Origin of the sequence: Streptomyces antibioticus (assembly GCF_002019855.1) — a bacterium.
Lineage (GTDB): Bacteria > Actinomycetota > Actinomycetes > Streptomycetales > Streptomycetaceae > Streptomyces > Streptomyces antibioticus_B.
In genome coordinates this window covers 2,234,609-2,250,263 of the sequence record NZ_CM007717.1, presented here as the reverse complement: position 1 = coordinate 2,250,263, position 15,655 = coordinate 2,234,609, and the positions used below count along the sequence as shown (strand labels likewise).

Annotated in this window: 14 protein-coding genes; 6 read left to right on the top strand and 8 right to left on the bottom strand. The window is 71.6% G+C overall.

What is annotated here, in order from left to right; genetic code table 11:
- The first annotated feature begins 5 nt into the window (after nucleotides 1-5).
- Nucleotides 6-1,367, top strand: a complete 1,362-nt coding sequence (locus AFM16_RS10070) for a carbohydrate ABC transporter permease (RefSeq protein WP_078633088.1) — start codon at nucleotides 6-8, stop codon at nucleotides 1,365-1,367.
- Nucleotides 1,364-2,203 (top strand): carbohydrate ABC transporter permease, encoded by an 840-nt coding sequence (locus AFM16_RS10065; RefSeq protein ID WP_030791292.1) that lies wholly within the window; start codon nucleotides 1,364-1,366, stop codon nucleotides 2,201-2,203. The genes AFM16_RS10070 and AFM16_RS10065 overlap by 4 nt, the downstream gene beginning before the upstream one ends.
- Before the next feature lie 76 nt (nucleotides 2,204-2,279).
- Here the strand turns inward: AFM16_RS10065 and pgl are convergent, their stop codons facing one another.
- Genes pgl through tkt form a run of 5 tightly spaced genes read right to left on the bottom strand, consistent with a single transcriptional unit; the run spans nucleotide 2,280 to nucleotide 8,954 of the window.
- On the bottom strand, nucleotides 2,280-3,062 hold the full coding sequence (gene pgl / locus AFM16_RS10060; RefSeq protein WP_078633087.1) for a 6-phosphogluconolactonase: 783 nt from the start codon (nucleotides 3,060-3,062) through the stop codon (nucleotides 2,280-2,282).
- Nucleotides 3,059-4,189: a glucose-6-phosphate dehydrogenase assembly protein OpcA gene (opcA, locus tag AFM16_RS10055; protein WP_078633086.1), complete on the bottom strand. Its 1,131-nt coding sequence runs from the start codon at nucleotides 4,187-4,189 to the stop codon at nucleotides 3,059-3,061. Before opcA ends, pgl begins: the two co-directional genes overlap by 4 nt.
- The gene (zwf, locus tag AFM16_RS10050; RefSeq protein WP_370628136.1) at nucleotides 4,186-5,712 is read right to left on the bottom strand and encodes a glucose-6-phosphate dehydrogenase; all 1,527 of its coding nucleotides are present in this window, start codon (nucleotides 5,710-5,712) and stop codon (nucleotides 4,186-4,188) included. The genes opcA and zwf overlap by 4 nt, the downstream gene beginning before the upstream one ends.
- Before the next feature lies 1 nt (nucleotide 5,713).
- Nucleotides 5,714-6,832 carry a transaldolase gene (gene tal / locus AFM16_RS10045; RefSeq protein WP_078633084.1) on the bottom strand — a complete coding sequence of 373 codons (1,119 nt, stop codon included), beginning with the start codon at nucleotides 6,830-6,832 and terminating at the stop codon, nucleotides 5,714-5,716.
- A 34-nt stretch (nucleotides 6,833-6,866) separates the two neighbouring features.
- Nucleotides 6,867-8,954 carry a transketolase gene (gene tkt / locus AFM16_RS10040; RefSeq protein ID WP_030791282.1) on the bottom strand — a complete coding sequence of 696 codons (2,088 nt, stop codon included), beginning with the start codon at nucleotides 8,952-8,954 and terminating at the stop codon, nucleotides 6,867-6,869.
- 483 nt (nucleotides 8,955-9,437) lie between these two features.
- Here tkt and AFM16_RS10030 point away from each other — a divergent pair, with 483 nt between their 5' ends.
- The 4 genes from AFM16_RS10030 to AFM16_RS10015 all read left to right on the top strand — a co-directional run bounded on the left by AFM16_RS10030 (nucleotide 9,438) and on the right by AFM16_RS10015 (nucleotide 12,792).
- The gene (locus AFM16_RS10030; protein WP_179123262.1) at nucleotides 9,438-10,355 is read left to right on the top strand and encodes a heme o synthase; all 918 of its coding nucleotides are present in this window, start codon (nucleotides 9,438-9,440) and stop codon (nucleotides 10,353-10,355) included.
- A gap of 94 nt (nucleotides 10,356-10,449) precedes the next feature.
- Nucleotides 10,450-10,794 (top strand): hypothetical protein, encoded by a 345-nt coding sequence (locus AFM16_RS10025; protein ID WP_078633083.1) that lies wholly within the window; start codon nucleotides 10,450-10,452, stop codon nucleotides 10,792-10,794.
- A 69-nt stretch (nucleotides 10,795-10,863) separates the two neighbouring features.
- On the top strand, nucleotides 10,864-11,970 hold the full coding sequence (locus AFM16_RS10020; RefSeq protein WP_078633082.1) for an amidohydrolase family protein: 1,107 nt from the start codon (nucleotides 10,864-10,866) through the stop codon (nucleotides 11,968-11,970).
- 18 nt (nucleotides 11,971-11,988) lie between these two features.
- The gene (locus tag AFM16_RS10015) at nucleotides 11,989-12,792 is read left to right on the top strand and encodes a nucleotidyltransferase domain-containing protein (RefSeq protein ID WP_078633081.1); all 804 of its coding nucleotides are present in this window, start codon (nucleotides 11,989-11,991) and stop codon (nucleotides 12,790-12,792) included.
- 85 nt (nucleotides 12,793-12,877) lie between these two features.
- Here AFM16_RS10015 and AFM16_RS10010 read toward each other — a convergent pair whose 3' ends face one another.
- The 3 genes from AFM16_RS10010 to AFM16_RS10000 are packed head-to-tail and all read right to left on the bottom strand — an operon-like array spanning nucleotide 12,878 to nucleotide 15,634.
- A complete protein-coding gene (locus AFM16_RS10010) occupies nucleotides 12,878-13,888 on the bottom strand; it encodes a COX15/CtaA family protein (RefSeq protein WP_078633080.1) in 1,011 nt (336 codons plus the stop codon).
- A gap of 55 nt (nucleotides 13,889-13,943) precedes the next feature.
- Nucleotides 13,944-14,714 carry an ABC transporter permease gene (locus tag AFM16_RS10005; RefSeq protein ID WP_078633079.1) on the bottom strand — a complete coding sequence of 257 codons (771 nt, stop codon included), beginning with the start codon at nucleotides 14,712-14,714 and terminating at the stop codon, nucleotides 13,944-13,946.
- Nucleotides 14,711-15,634 (bottom strand): ABC transporter ATP-binding protein, encoded by a 924-nt coding sequence (locus AFM16_RS10000; protein WP_030791252.1) that lies wholly within the window; start codon nucleotides 15,632-15,634, stop codon nucleotides 14,711-14,713. The genes AFM16_RS10005 and AFM16_RS10000 overlap by 4 nt, the downstream gene beginning before the upstream one ends.
- Nucleotides 15,635-15,655: the final 21 nt, after the last annotated feature.

Below are 15,655 nucleotides of genomic sequence, written 5' to 3'. Positions count from 1 at the left end.
GGACCATGTCCTCGACCCTGCTGAAAGAGGCGCCCGCGCCCCCGGCCGGCCCCGCCGGCCGGGCTCGGAGCAGACGACGGCGCGGCCGTGCCGTCGCCGTGCTCTTCGCCCTCCCCGCGCTCCTCCTGCTCGGCGCGCTCGTCGTCTACCCCGTGCTGTTCTCCGTCGGCCGCAGCTTCTTCGACGCGTCCGGCTCCCGCTTCGTCGGCGGCGACAACTACACCGAGATGTTCCGCGACCCGGCGACCCTGAAAGCGGTGCGCAACACCGCGATCTGGGTCGTCGTGGCCCCGGCCCTGCTGACCGGCCTCGGACTGATCCTCGCGGTGCTGGTGGAGAAGATCCGCTGGGCCACCGCCTTCAAGCTGCTGCTGTTCATGCCGATGGCCGTCTCCTTCCTCGCCGCCGGCATCGTCTTCCGCCTCGCCTACGACGAGGACCCGGACAAGGGCGTCCTGAACGCCGCCGTGGTCTCCGTGCACGACGCCTTCACCGGCACCTCCGCCTACCCGACCGCACGGGCCCGCGAAGGACAGGGGATCACCGCGGCCCCCGACGGCTCGTACCGGACCGACACGGCCGTGACGCCGGGGGAGACGGTGACACTCGGCCTGGTCGGCGTGCTGCCCAAGGACCTGCCGGACGGCGCCGAACCCGCCTCCCGGGCGGCGGGCGCCGAGGCCGCCGCCGACGAGCTGCGCGGCGTCGTCTACCTGGACTTCACCCCCGGCGGCGGAGGCCGCCAGGGCCAGGTCGACGCCCGCGAGAGCGGCCTGCCGGAGATGACGGTCGAGGCGGTGCGCGACGGGAAGACGGCCGCCTCCGCCACCACGGCCGCCGACGGCTCCTTCCGCCTCACCGGACTCGACGCGGACGCCTCGTACACCGTACGGCTGCCCGCCGCGAACTTCGCCGCGCCCTACGACGGGATCTCCTGGCTCGGCCCCGCGCTCGTCACCCCGGCGATCATCGGCGCCTATCTGTGGATCTGGACCGGGTTCGCGATGGTGCTGATCGGCGCCGGCCTCGCGACCCTGCCCCGGGACGCGCTGGAGGCGGCGCGGATGGACGGCGCGAACGAGTGGCAGATCTTCCGGCGGATCACCGTGCCGCTGCTGGCACCCGTCCTCACGGTCGTCTTCGTGACCCTCGTGATCAACGTGATGAAGGTCTTCGACCTCGTCTACATCATCGCGCCCGGCCCGGTGCAGGAGGACGCCACCGTGCTAGCCACCCAGATGTGGCTGGTGTCCTTCGGCGGCGGCAACGACCAGGGCCTCGGCAGCGCGCTCGGCGTGCTGCTCCTGCTCCTGGTGGTCCCCGCCATGGTCTTCAACGTCCGTCGATTCCGGAGGAGTCAGCGATGAACGCCGTCAGGCGCGGCCTGGGCAGCGCCCTGGTGCAGGGCTTCCTCGTGGTGATCGGCCTGGTCTGGCTGACCCCGCTGGCCGGACTGCTGATGTCCTCGCTGCGGTCGGCCGAGGACACCGCGAAGGGCGGCTGGTGGACGGTGTTCACCAGCCCCGCGCAGCTCTCCTTCGACAACTACTCGGCGCTGCTGGGGAACGCGGGTATCACCCGGGCCTTCTGGAACACCGTGCTGATCTCGGTGCCGACGACCGTCCTGGTCGTCGTCCTCGCGGCGCTCGCCGGATACGCCTTCGCCTGGCTGGACTTCCCCGGCCGGGACGCCGTCTTCCTGGTGGTGGTGGCGCTGTTGGTGGTGCCGGTGCAGATCGGTCTGCTGCCCGTGGCCAAACTCTTCGGCCAGCTCGGCCTGTTCGGCACGATCCCCGGAGTCGTCCTCTTCCATGTGGCGTACGGTCTGCCGTTCGCCGTGTTCCTGCTGCGCAACTACTTCGCCGAGATGCCGAAGGAGATGCTGGAGGCGGCGCGGATGGACGGCGGCACCGAGTGGCGGATCTTCACCCGCCTCGTCCTGCCGGTGGGCCGGCCGGCGCTGGCCAGCCTCGCCATCTTCCAGTTCCTGTGGGTGTGGAACGACATGCTGGTGGCCCTGCTGTTCGCGGACAGCTCGGCCCAGCCGCTGACCGTCGAACTCCAGTCGCAGATCCGGCAGTTCGGCAGCAACATCGACGTCCTGGCGCCGGGCGCGTTCGTCTCGCTGGTGGTGCCGGTGGCCGTGTTCTTCGCCTTCCAGCGGCACTTCGTGCAGGGGGTGATGGCGGGATCGGTGAAGTGAGCGCGAAGGGCCGGAGGGCGGTGGGGAACCTGACCCCCACCGCCCTCCGGCCCTCGGACGCCTCAGACGGGCGGCCTCACGGCGACGCCGGCGGATACAGCGACCGCGGCAGCCGGGAGGCCGCCGCGCTGTCCAGCAGCCACAGGGTGCGGGCACGGCCGCGCGCGCCCGCCGCCGGGGCCTGGATCTCGCCCGCGCCGGACAGGGCGATCGCCGCGGCCTCGGCCTTGTCCTCGCCGGCCGCCAGCAGCCACACCTCACGGGCCGCCCGGATCGCCGGGAGGGTGAGGGTGACCCGGGTGGGCGGCGGCTTGGGCGCGCCCCGCACCCCGACCACCGTGCGCTCGGTCTCCCGTACGGCCGGCAACTCCGGGAAGAGCGAGGCCACATGGGTGTCTGGGCCGACGCCCAGCATCAGCACGTCGAAGCTCGGCACGGCCGCGTGGTCCTCGGGGCCGGCCGCGCTGGCCAGCTCCTCGGCGTACGCCTCCGCGGCCGCCTCCACGTCGCTGCCGTACGGGCCGTCGGACGCGGGCATGGCGTGCATGCGCTTCGGGTCCAGCGGCACCGCGTCGAGCAGGGCCTCGCGGGCCTGCGTGACATTGCGCTCCGGGTCGCCCTCGGGCAGGAAGCGTTCGTCGCCCCACCACAGGTCGAGCCGGCTCCAGTCGACGGCGTCCCGGGCCGGGGCGGCGGCCAGGGCGGCCAGCAGGCCGTTGCCGTTGCGGCCGCCGGTGAGGACCACGGACGCGGTACCGCGGGACGCCTGGGCGTCCACGATCTTCGTGATGAGGCGGGCCGCGGCGGCCTGCGCCATCAGTTCCTTGTCGTGGTGCACGACGAGCTGGGGAGCACTCACTTCGCCGCCGCCTTCTTGACGGGAGCCGGAGCCGGGGCTGAGGCCGGAGTCACCGGTGCCGACGGCGCCGCTTCCCGTGCGGCACCTTCCGCAGGTCCTTCGCCGGTGCCGGGCCCTTCTCCTTTGGCGACGGCACCCTCCCCCTTCTCGTCCGGGGCGGCGGGCGCCGGCTTCTGCACCCGGGCCTCCGCCACCGCCGTCGACGCGTTCAGCCGCGCCACCCCGAACCGCAGGGCCGACGCGTACGTGTCGTCCGGGTCCAGCCGCCGCAGTTCCTCCGCGATCAGCTCGGCCGTGTCGCGGCGCTTGAGCGCCACCGCCCGGTCGGGCTGGCCCTGGATGGAGAGCGTGGCCAGCGAGCCGTCGGCCCGGTCCAGCACGATCGGACCGGCGTCGGTCGCCATCCGCACCGCCGTGAGCCCCGGACCGCCGGACAGCGACCGCTTGACGGGCACCGCGAGCCGGTCCGCGAGCCACATCGCCAACAGCTCGCAGCTCGGGTTGAACTCCTCGCCCTCCACCTCGACCGAGTTCACCGTGCAGGTGACCTGGTCCAGGGCGGCCGCCAGCATCGAACGCCAGGGCGTGATCCGGGTCCACGACAGATCCGTGTCGCCGGGCGCGTAGGTGTCGGCGCGGGCGCCGAGTTCCCGCACCGGCTGCTCGGAGGCGTAGGTGTCGGTGACCCGGCGCTGGGCGAGCGCGCCGAGCGGGTCGGCGGCCGGGTCCAGCGGCGCGTTCACCGGCCACCACACGACGACCGGGGCGTCCGGCAGCAGCAGCGGCAGCACGACCGACTGGGCGTGGTCGGCGACCTCGCCGTACAGCCGCAGCACGACCGTCTCGCCGGTGCCCGCGTCCGCGCCCACCCGCACCTCGGCGTCCAGGCGGGACTGGGTGCGGTCGCGGGGGGAGCGGGAGACGCGCTTGATGACGACGAGCGTGCGCGAGGGGTGCTCGCGCGAGGCGTCGCCGGCCGCCTTGAGGGCGTCGTACGCGTTCTCCTCGTCGGTGACGATGACCAGCGTCAGCACCATGCCCACGGCCGGGGTGCCGATCGCCCGGCGGCCCTGGACCAGCGCCTTGTTGATCTTGCTGGCGGTGGTGTCCGTCAGGTCTATCTTCATGGCCGGCGCCAGCTCCGTCCGTCTCGTTCGAGCATCTCGTCCGCCTCGACGGGCCCCCAGGTACCGGCCGGGTACTGCGCGGGCCTGCCGTGGGCGTCCCAGTACCGCTCGATCGGGTCGAGGATCTTCCAGGACAGCTCGACCTCCTCGGTGCGCGGGAAGAGGTTCGAGTCGCCGAGCAGCACATCGAGGATGAGGCGCTCGTACGCCTCGGGCGAGGACTCCGTGAAGGACTCGCCGTAGGCGAAGTCCATGGACACGTCCCGGATCTCCATCGAGGTGCCCGGCACCTTGGAGCCGAAGCGGACCGTCACGCCCTCGTCGGGCTGGACCCGGATGACGATGGCGTTCTTGCCCAGCTCCTCCGTCGCCGTGTGGTCGAAGGGGGAGTGCGGGGCCCGCTGGAAGACCACCGCGATCTCGGTGACCCGGCGGCCCAGCCGCTTGCCGGTGCGCAGATAGAAGGGGACGCCCGCCCAGCGGCGGTTGTCGACCTCCACCTTGATGGCCGCGTAGGTGTCGGTCTTGGACTGCGGGTCGATGCCGTCCTCTTCGAGGTAGCCGACGGCCTTCTCGCCGCCCTGCCAGCCGGCCGCGTACTGGGCGCGCACGGTGTCGCGGCCCAGGTCCTTCGGCAGCCGGACCGCGCCGAGCACCTTGGTCTTCTCGGCGGCCAGCGCGTCCGCGTCGAAGGAGGCGGGCTCCTCCATGGCGGTGAGCGCCATGAGCTGGAGCAGGTGGTTCTGGATGACGTCACGGGCGGCGCCGATGCCGTCGTAGTAGCCGGCGCGGCCGCCGATGCCGATGTCCTCGGCCATGGTGATCTGCACGTGGTCCACGAAGGACCGGTTCCAGATCGGCTCGAACATGGTGTTGGCGAAGCGCAGCGCCAGGATGTTCTGGACCGTCTCCTTGCCCAGATAGTGGTCGATGCGGAAGACCTGGTCCGGGGCGAAGACCTCGTGGACCACCTGGTTCAGCTCCTTGGCCGACTCCAGGTCGTGGCCGAAGGGCTTCTCGATGACGGCGCGGCGCCAGGAGTCCTTCGTCTGGTCGGCCAGGCCGTGCTTCTTGAGCTGCTGGATGACGACGGGGAAGGACCGCGGCGGCACCGACAGGTAGAAGGCGAAGTTGCCGCCCGTGCCCTGCGCCTTGTCCAGTTCCTGGATCGTGGAGCGCAGCCGCTCGAACGCCTCGTCGTCGTCGAAGGTGCCCTGCACGAAGCGCATGCCCTGGATGAGCTGCTGCCAGACCTCCTCGCGGAAGGGCGTGCGCGCGTGCTCCTTGACCGCGTCGTGGACCTCCTGCGCGAAGTCCTCGTGCGCCCATTCGCGGCGGGCGAAGCCGACCAGTGAGAAGCCCGGCGGCAGCAGACCCCGGTTGGCGAGGTCGTAGACGGCGGGCATGAGCTTCTTCCGGGACAAATCGCCCGTGACGCCGAAGATGACCAGGCCCGACGGCCCCGCGATACGCGGGAGCCGTCGGTCTGCGGGGTCACGCAGCGGATTGCTGCTTGACAAGATCTCAGCCCTCCGAGGGGGCGAGGCGCTCCAGCTCCGCCTCGGTCGACTTGAGCAGGTCGTTCCAGGACGCCTCGAACTTCTCGACGCCCTCGTCCTCCAGGAGCTGCACCACGTCGTCGTACGAGATGCCGAGCTTCTCGACCGCGTCGAGTTCGGCGCGGGCCTGCTCGTACGTCCCGGCGACGGTGTTGCCGGTGATCTGCCCGTGGTCCTCGGTGGCGAACAGGGTCGCCTCCGGCATGGTGTTCACCGTGTTCGGGGCGACCAGGTCGTCCACGTACAGGGTGTCCTTGTACGCCGGGTCCTTCACACCGGTGGAGGCCCACAGCGGACGCTGCCGGTTGGCGCCGGCCTTCTCCAGCGCGGTCCAGCGGGGACCCGAGAAGACCTCCTCGTACGCCTGGTAGGCGAGCCGGGCGTTGGCGAGGGCGGCCTTGCCGCGCGCCGCCTTGGCCTCGTCGGTGCCCAGCGCGTCGAGGCGCTTGTCGATCTCGGTGTCCACGCGGGACACGAAGAAGGACGCGACCGAGTGGATCAGCGAGAGGTCGAGGCCCTTCTCCTTGGCCTTCTCCAGGCCCGCCAGGTAGGCGTCCATGACCTCGCGGTAGCGCTCCAGCGAGAAGATCAGCGTGACGTTGACGCTGATGCCGTTGCCGATGACCTCGGTGATCGCCGGCAGACCCGCCTTGGTGGCCGGGATCTTGATCAGGGTGTTGGGGCGGTCGACCAGCCAGGCGAGCTGCTTGGCCTCGGCGACCGTGGCCCGGGTGTTGTGGGCGAGCCGCGGGTCGACCTCGATCGACACCCGGCCGTCCTGGCCGTCGGTGGCGTCGAAGACCGGGCGCAGGATGTCGGCGGCGTCCCGGACGTCCGCCGTCGTGATCATGCGGATGGCCTCTTCGACGGTCACCTTGCGGGCGGCGAGGTCCGCGAGCTGCCGGTCGTAGCCGTCGCCCTGGGAGATCGCCTTCTGGAAGATCGACGGGTTGGTGGTGACGCCCACGACGTGCTGCTGGTCGATCAGCTCGGCGAGGTTGCCCGAGGTGATCCGCTTGCGCGACAGGTCGTCCAGCCAGATCGCGACGCCTTCTTCGGAGAGGCGCTTCAGTGCGTCTGTCATGGAAATTGCATCTCCTACGTGTCGTGTGTGAGCGTCAGCGCCGAGCCGCGGCGAGGGATTCCCGGGCCTGCGCGGCCACGTTCTCCGCGGTGAAGCCGTACTCCTGGAACAGGACCTTGCCGTCCGCGGAGGCACCGAAGTGCTCCAGGGAAACGATGCGTCCGGCGTCCCCGACGTACTTGTGCCAGGTCAGACCGATACCGGCCTCGACCGAGACCCGGGCCCGCACCGACGGCGGCAGGACGCTGTCCCGGTACCCCTGGTCCTGCTCCTCGAACCACTCCACCGACGGCATGGACACGACGCGCGTCGGCACCCCGTCGGCCTCCAGCAGCTCACGCGCCTCGACGGCGACGTGCACCTCGGAGCCGGTCGCGATCAGGATGACCTCGGGCGTGCCCGTGGACGCCTCGAACAGCACATAGCCGCCCTTGGCCGCGTCCTCGTTGGGCTCGTACGTCGGCACGCCCTGGCGGGTCAGCGCCAGACCGTGCGGGGCGCCCTCGCCGAAGACCTTGGTGTAGCGGCGCAGGATCTCGCGCCAGGCGATCGCGGTCTCGTTGGCGTCCGCCGGGCGGACCACGTTGAGGCCGGGGATCGCGCGCAGCGACGCGAGGTGCTCGACCGGCTGGTGCGTCGGGCCGTCCTCGCCGAGGCCGATGGAGTCGTGCGTCCACACGTACGTCACCGGCAGGTGCATCAGCGCCGACAGCCGCACGGAGTTGCGCATGTAGTCGGAGAACACGAGGAACGTGCCGCCGTAGATACGGGTGTTGCCGTGCAGCGCGATGCCGTTCATCTCCGCGGCCATGGAGTGCTCGCGGATGCCGAAGTGGATCGTGCGGCCGTACGGGTCCGCCTCCGGCAGCGGGTTGTCCGCCGGGAGGAACGACGACGTCTTGTCGATCGTCGTGTTGTTGGAACCGGCCAGGTCGGCCGAGCCGCCCCACAGCTCCGGGATGACCGCGCCGAGCGCCTGGAGCACCTTGCCGGACGCGGCGCGGGTGGCGACACCCTTGCCGGGCTCGAAGACCGGGAGCTTCTCCTCCCAGCCGGCCGGCAGCTCGGTCGCGGCGATGCGGTCGTACTCGGCGGCGCGCTCGGGGTTGTTGTCCCGCCAGAGCTGGTAGGACTTCTCCCACTCGGCCTTCGCCTGCGCGCCGCGCTCCAGGGCGCCGCGGGTGTGGTTGATGACCTCGTCGGTGACCTCGAAGGTCAGCTCCGGGTCGAAGCCGAGGACGCGCTTGGTGGCGGCCACCTCGTCGTCGCCGAGCGCCGAGCCGTGGGCGGCCTCGGTGTTCTGCGCGTTCGGGGCGGGCCAGGCGATGATCGAGCGCATCGCGATGAAGGACGGCTTGTCCGTCACCAGCTTCGCGGCCTCGATCGCGTCGTACAGCGCGTGCGGGTCGAGGTCGCCGTCCGGCTTCGGGGCGACCCGCTGCACATGCCAGCCGTACGCCTCGTACCGCTTGACGGTGTCCTCGGAGACGGCCGTCTCCGTGTCGCCCTCGATCGAGATGTGGTTGTCGTCCCACAGCAGGATGAGGTTGCCCAGCTCCTGGTGGCCGGCCATCGAGGACGCCTCCGCGGAGATGCCCTCCTGGAGGCAGCCGTCACCGGCGATGACGTAGATGAAGTGGTCGAAGGGCGACTCGCCCTGCGGGGCCTCCGGGTCGAACAGACCGCGCTCGTAGCGGGCGGCCATCGCCATGCCGACGGCGTTGGCGACACCCTGGCCCAGCGGGCCGGTCGTCGTCTCCACGCCCACGGTGTGCCCGTACTCGGGGTGGCCCGGGGTCTTCGAACCCCAGGTGCGGAACGACTTCAGGTCGTCCAGCTCCAGGCCGAAGCCGGCCAGGTAGAGCTGGGTGTAAAGAGTGAGGGACGAATGGCCCGCGGACAGCACGAAGCGGTCGCGGCCCACCCAGTCGGCGTCGGCCGGGTCGTGCCGCATCACCTTCTGGAAGAGGGTGTACGCGGCGGGGGCCAGGCTCATCGCCGTACCGGGATGGCCGTTGCCGACCTTCTGTACGGCGTCGGCGGCCAGAACGCGTGCGGTGTCCACGGCCCGCTGGTCCAACTCGGTCCACTCGAGGTCTGTGGTGGTCGGCTTGGTGCTCACCCTGGGTCAGGGCTCCTCTCCACATGTCGAATACCGGCTGCTGAGGGCGCGCGCCCACCGGCTGCCGATGCACTGGATGTCCACCGGCCGCTGTCGAGCCTACCCCTGCGAAGACGTGCGTTTTTTCGAGTCATTCCAGACTGCCGGGCCGGGCTGGGATCCGCCTCCCGACTGGCACGTTCCGCATTCGGCACATGAATACGGAGCCGCTCATCTGACTGCTCAATCGAGTTTCTGTACGACCTTTGAGCGGCCCCCTGAGCGGACATCTGAGCGGGCCTCCGACCACCTGTCGATCATGGCTCGAAGGGGCCGCCGGACACCCCCTTCCAACACGACCCCACCCCCGCGAAGGCCGGGGTGTGGGCAACGTCTACAGTGGCGTGGTACGCGCGGGCCTTTACCCCCTATTCACATGGGGAGGCTCGCTGGGAGTCTCTGTCAGGGGTGTGCGTGACGGCCGTTGAATCCCGTCCAGTAGGGATGATCGGGACGAGCCAGAGCCCGAGCCGGCGGCCGTTCGGGGCCCGGGTCAAGGCGTTCGTGGCGCTGACCAAGCCGCGGATCATCGAGCTGCTGCTGATCACCACCGTTCCGGTGATGTTCCTGGCGCAGCAGGGTGTCCCCGACCTCGGCCTGGTCCTCCTGACCTGCCTCGGCGGCTATCTCTCCGCGGGCGGCGCCAACGCGCTGAACATGTACATCGACCGCGACATCGACGCGCTGATGGACCGCACCTCGCAGCGCCCGCTGGTGACCGGGATGGTGAGCCCGCGTGAATGTCTCGCCTTCGGCATCACCCTCGCGGTGGTCTCCACACTGCTGTTCGGACTGACCGTCAACTGGCTGTCCGCCTGGCTCGCCCTCGGCGCGCTGCTCTTCTACGTCGTCGTCTACACGATGATCCTCAAGCGCCGTACCTCGCAGAACATCGTGTGGGGCGGGATCGCCGGCTGCATGCCGGTCCTCATCGGCTGGTCCGCGGTGACGAACTCCCTGTCCTGGGCCCCGGTCGTCCTCTTCCTCGTCATGTTCTTCTGGACGCCGCCGCACTACTGGCCGCTGTCCATGAAGGTCAAGGACGACTACGCGCGCGTGGGCGTGCCGATGCTGCCGGTCATCGCCTCCAACAAGACGGTCGCCAAGCAGATCGTCCTTTATAGCTGGGTGATGGTCGCCGTCTCGCTGCTGCTCACCCCGCTGGGCTACACCGGCTGGTTCTACACGGCGGTCGCGCTGGTGGCGGGCGGCTGGTGGCTGTGGGAGGCGCACGCGCTGCACGGCCGGGCGAAGGCCGAGGTCACGGGCGGCAAGCTGAAGGAGATGCGGCTGTTCCACTGGTCCATCACCTATGTGTCGCTGCTGTTCGTGGCGGTCGCGGTGGACCCCTTCCTGCGGTAGCCCTTCCCGGATCCGTGCGACGGCCGGGGTGCGTGGGCAAGGCCACGCACCCCGGCCGTCGCCGTTCGATCTACCCGTCGGTAGCATCCTGACCATGGCAGACACGCAGCAGGTTGACGCGAAGGACGAGCGCCGGGTCGCCCGGCTCGCCAAGCAGATCAGCGCCTTCTCCCGCGAGCACGGCGGGGCCGAGGGCCAGGTCGCGTACATCGGGGAGCGCGGCGCCCGGATCGTGCTCGTCGGCGAGGACGGCGGCTGGGGCGACCTGGTGGCCCCTTCCGTCGAGATCGCGAACCGGGCCGTGGAGAAGGCCGGGATCACGGTCCACGACGAGTTCGACGGCGAGTTCGCGGCCAAGGTGACCACGGGACCGTACGAGTGGAGCCGGATGGCCGGGATCCAGGTCGGCGGCCCGAAGAACCCCCCGAGCGACACCTGAGCAACACCTGACACCCGGTTCACCCGTTAGGACCTTCAGGAGTACGCGGTCCGCCTCACGGGAGTGCCGATGATCGAAACGCCGTCCCTGGTGGACCAGTACTGCCACGGCGTCCTGCGAACGGAGCTGGGTCTCGGCACCTTCGAGGCCCAGCTCGCCCGTACCGAGGGCCCGCCCGCCCCGGGCACCACCCTCTTCGACACCCAGACCGGTTTCGCGGTACGCCGTTGGTGCCCCCCGCTGCTCGGCCTGGAACCGCACTGCCCGCCCGCCGGTTATCTCGCCCGCCGCCGTGAACTCGGCGTACTGGAATCGGGCCGCCGGCTGCTGCGCGGCAGCGGCATCACCACCTACCTCGTCGACACCGGGCTGCCCGGCGACCTCACCGGGCCCGGCGAACTGGCGTCCGCCGGGGACGCCGAGGCCCGCGAGATCGTCCGCCTGGAACTCCTCGCCGAGCAGGTCGCCGACACCTCCGGCACCGTCGAGTCCTTCCTCGCCAACCTCGCCGAGTCGGTCCACGGGGCCGCCGCGAGCGCGGTCGCCTTCACCTCGGTGGCGGGGGTGCGCCACGGCCTCGCCCTCGCGCCCGAACCGCCGGGCCCGGGGGAGGTGCGGGGCGCGGCGGGCCGCTGGCTGGCCGCCCGCCGGGTCGGCGACGAGCTGACCGACCCGGTGCTGCTACGGCATCTGTTGTGGATCGCCGTCGCCTCCGGGCTGCCGCTCCAACTGCACGCGGGGCTCGGCGAGACCGGCGCGCGCATCGACCGCACCGACCCCGTGCTGCTGACGGACTTCGTCCGGGCCACGGCCGGCCTCGGCACGGACCTCGTGCTGCTGCACGCCTACCCCTACCACCGGCACGCCGCCCATCTCGCGGGCGTCTTCCCGCATGTGTACGCCGACTCGGGCGCCGCCCTGGTGCGCACCGGCGCCCGGGCCGCGACCGTCCTCGCGGAGACCCTGGAACTGGCCCCCTTCGGCAAGATCCTCTTCTCCAGCGGCGGCCAGCGCCTGCCCGAACTCCACGTGGTCGGCGCCCGTCTCTTCCGCGAGGCCCTGACCCAGGTCCTGGGCGCCTGGGTCACCGAGGGCGCCTGGTCCCGCCCGGACGCCCAGCGCGTGGCGACCCTGATCGCCTCGGGGAACGCGCGGCGGGTGTACGGGCTGGAGTGAGGTCGCGAGACTGGGCGCATGACACGCCGTACGGACGCCTTGCTCGACCGGTTCCTCGCCGGACTCGCGGAGCTGGACCCCGCCGCCGTCTGGGCCCACGGGTCGCTCGCCGGGGGCGACTACCGGGAGGGCCGCAGCGATCTGGACCTGGTCGCGGTCCTGCCGGGGCCCGTCACCCCAGGCACGGTGTGGTCCCTGGCCCGGCTGCACGCCCGCCTCCGCGGCGAACCGCTCGCCCCGCTGCTGCACTGCACCTACCTCACCCCCGACAGGGCGGCCGGTCCGGAGCGGCGCCACCTCACCTGGGCGCACGGCGAACTGTTCCGGCGGCCGGTCACCCCCGTGACCCGACGCGAACTGCACGACTTCGGCCGGGTGCTGCACGGCAGGTCGCCGCGTGCCGTTCTGCCGCCGGTGCCGGACGGTGAACTCCGCGCCTTCGTCGTCCGCGACCAGCGGGAGTTCTGGCGGCCCCATGTGGGCCGGCCGGCGCTGTGGCGGCAGGACGTCTGGGTCGACCTGGGCCTGCTCACCTTCGCCCGCGCCACCGCCACCCTGCGGGACGGCCGGCTGATCTCCAAGCGCGAGGCACTGGACCTGCTGCCGGGCCTAGGCGCGCCCACCGAACTGGTCGAGGACATCACCCGGCGCCGCTACCACGACAGGCACGCGGCGCCCGAGGCGAACTGGACCGAACGCAGGGCCGGGCTGGCCCGGGGCTATCTCGGTCCGGCGATCGACGGGCTCGTCGCGGCCTTCGGCCAGGCGGGGGAGCCGGTCGTCGCCTCGGGGGACGCGCGGCGGGTGTACGGGTTGGAGTGACCGGGGGCCGCCTGCGGGGGTGGGCCGTGGACGCAGCCGAGCACGCCGTGGGCGAGGTCGTTCCCCGCCCGTGCGGCGCGCGTCGTCACGCGATGCCGGCGCGGCCCCGTTCGGGTGCGGGCAGCGGGATGACCGGTTCGACGGCGGGGCGTTCGCGCAGCGACAGCAGGACCCGCAGCACCCAGATCCACATGACGGTGGAGCCGAGCATGTGCGCGGCCACCAGGACCTCGGGGAGGTGGGTGAAGTACTGCACGTAGCCCACCGCTCCCTGAGCCAGCAGCACGACGAACAGCTCGCGGGTCCGGTCCAGCGGGCCCTTCGGCGCGTCCACCGCCTTCAGGACGAACCACAGCGCGAAGGTCAGTGTCACCACGATCCACGCCAGTACGGCGTGCAGTTTGGCGACCGTCTCCCAGTCGACCGGGATGCGCTCCACCTCGCTGGAGTCGCCCGCGTGCGGACCCGCGCCGGTGACCACCGTGCCGACCGCGATGACAAGAACCGACGCGGCGACCAGGAACCACACCAACTGCTGGACGGCCTTGCCGACCAGCGGGCGCGGCTCCCCGCCGCCCTCCCGGGTGCGCTGCCACATGACCGTGGCGACGGCGATGAGCGCGGACGACAGCAGGAAGTGCGCCGCGACCGTGTACGGGTTGAGGCCCACGAGGACCACGATCCCGCCGAGGATCGCGTTGCTCATCACGACCCAGAACTGGGCCCAGCCCAGCCGGGTGAGGTCCCGGCGGTGCGGCTTGGCGGATCGTGCGGCGACGATGGCCCAGCCGACGGCGGCGCACAGCACGTAGGTCAGCATGCGGTTGCCGAACTCGATGGCGCCGTGCAGACCCATCGCATGGGTCGTGGTGAGCGAGTCCTCGGTGCACTTGGGCCAGGTCGGGCAGCCGAGACCGGAGCCGGTGAGCCGTACGGCACCGCCGGTGACCACGATGAGCACCGACATCACGAGGGCGCTGAGGGCCGCGCGCTCGACCGTCCGGGGGTCCGGGGTCCAGCGGGAGGCGATGAAGGCGAGCGGGTTGCGCAGGGCCGCCAGGGCGTCGGCGCGGGTCACGTTTGGCACGCCGTCCATCGTAGGGGGCCGCTTGTGCACGCGTTCACGAGGGTCCCCCCGCGCCGGGCGCCGGTCATTCCCAGCGGAAGAACCGGCCGGCCGCCGCCAGCCCCGCCACCGCCCACACCGCCAGGATCCCCAGGTCGCCCCAGGGCGTTCCGGCGCCGTGCTGGAGGACGTCCCGCAGCCCGTCGGAGAGCGCCGAGATCGGCAGCAGGCCCAGGACGTCCTGGGCGCCGGACGGGAACTTCTCCAGCGGCACGATCACCCCGCCGCCCACGAGCAGCAGCAGGAAGACCAGGTTGGCGGCGGCCAGCGTCGCCTCCGCCTTCAGCGTGCCGGCCATCAGCAGCCCGAGGCCCGAGAACGCGGCGGTGCCCAGCACCAGGAGCAGCAGCACCGAGAGCGGGTTTCCCTTCGGGTCCCAGCCCAGCGCGAAGGCGATCACCGTCAGCAGGATCACCTGGAACACCTCGGTGACCAGCACGGACACCGTCTTCGCCGTCATCAGCGCCCAGCGCGGCAGCGGCGAGGTCGCCAGCCGCTTCAGGACGCCGTACCGCCGCTCGAAGCCGGTCGCGATGGCCTGGCCGGTGAAGGCCGTCGACATGACGGCGAGCGCCAGGACGCCGGGGGCGAGGAAGTCCACCGCCTCGCCCGCGCCGGTGTCGACGATGTCCACGCTGCTGAACAGCACCAGCAGCAGCGCCGGGATCACGACGGTGAGCAGGAGCTGCTCGCCGTTGCGCAGGAGCATCCTGGTCTCCAGCGCCGCCTGCGCCGCGATCATCCGGGGCAGCGGGGCCGCGCCCGGCCTGGGGGAGTAGGTCCCGAGGGCGCTCATCCGCGCAGCTCCTTGCCGGTCAGTTCCAGAAAGACGTCTTCGAGGGTGTGCCGTTCGACGGAGATCCGGTCCGGCATCACCCCGTGCTGGGCGCACCAGGAGGTGACCGTCGCCAGCAGTTGCGGGTCGACCTTGCCGGCCACCCGGTAGGAGCCCGGGGTCGGCTCGGTGGCGGCGCTGTCCACGGGCAGCGCCTTGAGCAGGGAGTTCACGTCGAGCCCGGGGCGGCCGGTGAAGCGCAGGGTGTTCTCGGCGCCGCCGCGGCACAGCTCCTCGGGGGAGCCCTGTGCGATGACCCGGCCCGCGTCGATGATCGCCACGTCGTCGGCGAGCTGCTCGGCCTCGTCCATGTGGTGGGTGGTGAGGATGGCCGAGACGCCGTCCGCGCGCAGATCGCGGACCAGGTCCCAGGTGGCGCGGCGGGCCTGTGGGTCGAGGCCGGCCGTCGGCTCGTCCAGGAACACCAGTTCGGGCCTGCCGACCACGGCCATCGCCAGCGCGAGCCGCTGCTGCTGCCCGCCGGACAGCCGCCGGTACGTCGTCCGGCCGCAGGAGCCGAGGCCGAGCCGTTCGATCAGCGCGTCGACGTCCAGCGGGTGCGCGTGCAGCTTCGCCATGTGCCGCAGCATCTCGTCGGCCCGCGCGCCGGAGTAGACGCCCCCGGACTGGAGCATCACGCCGATGCGGGGGCGCAGCAGGGCGGCCTGCCGGACGGGGTCGAGGCCGAGGACGCGCACGGTGCCGGAGTCCGGCCTGCGGTACCCCTCGCAGGCCTCGATCGTGGTCGTCTTGCCGGCGCCGTTGGGTCCGAGTACGGCGGTGACGCCCGCCCGGGCCGTCAGGTCCAGGCCGTCCACCGCGGTCTTCGTCCCGTACCGCTTCACCAGGGCCTGGATCCGGACGACAGGCTCAGTTCGCATGGCACAGGAGTCTAGGTTCGC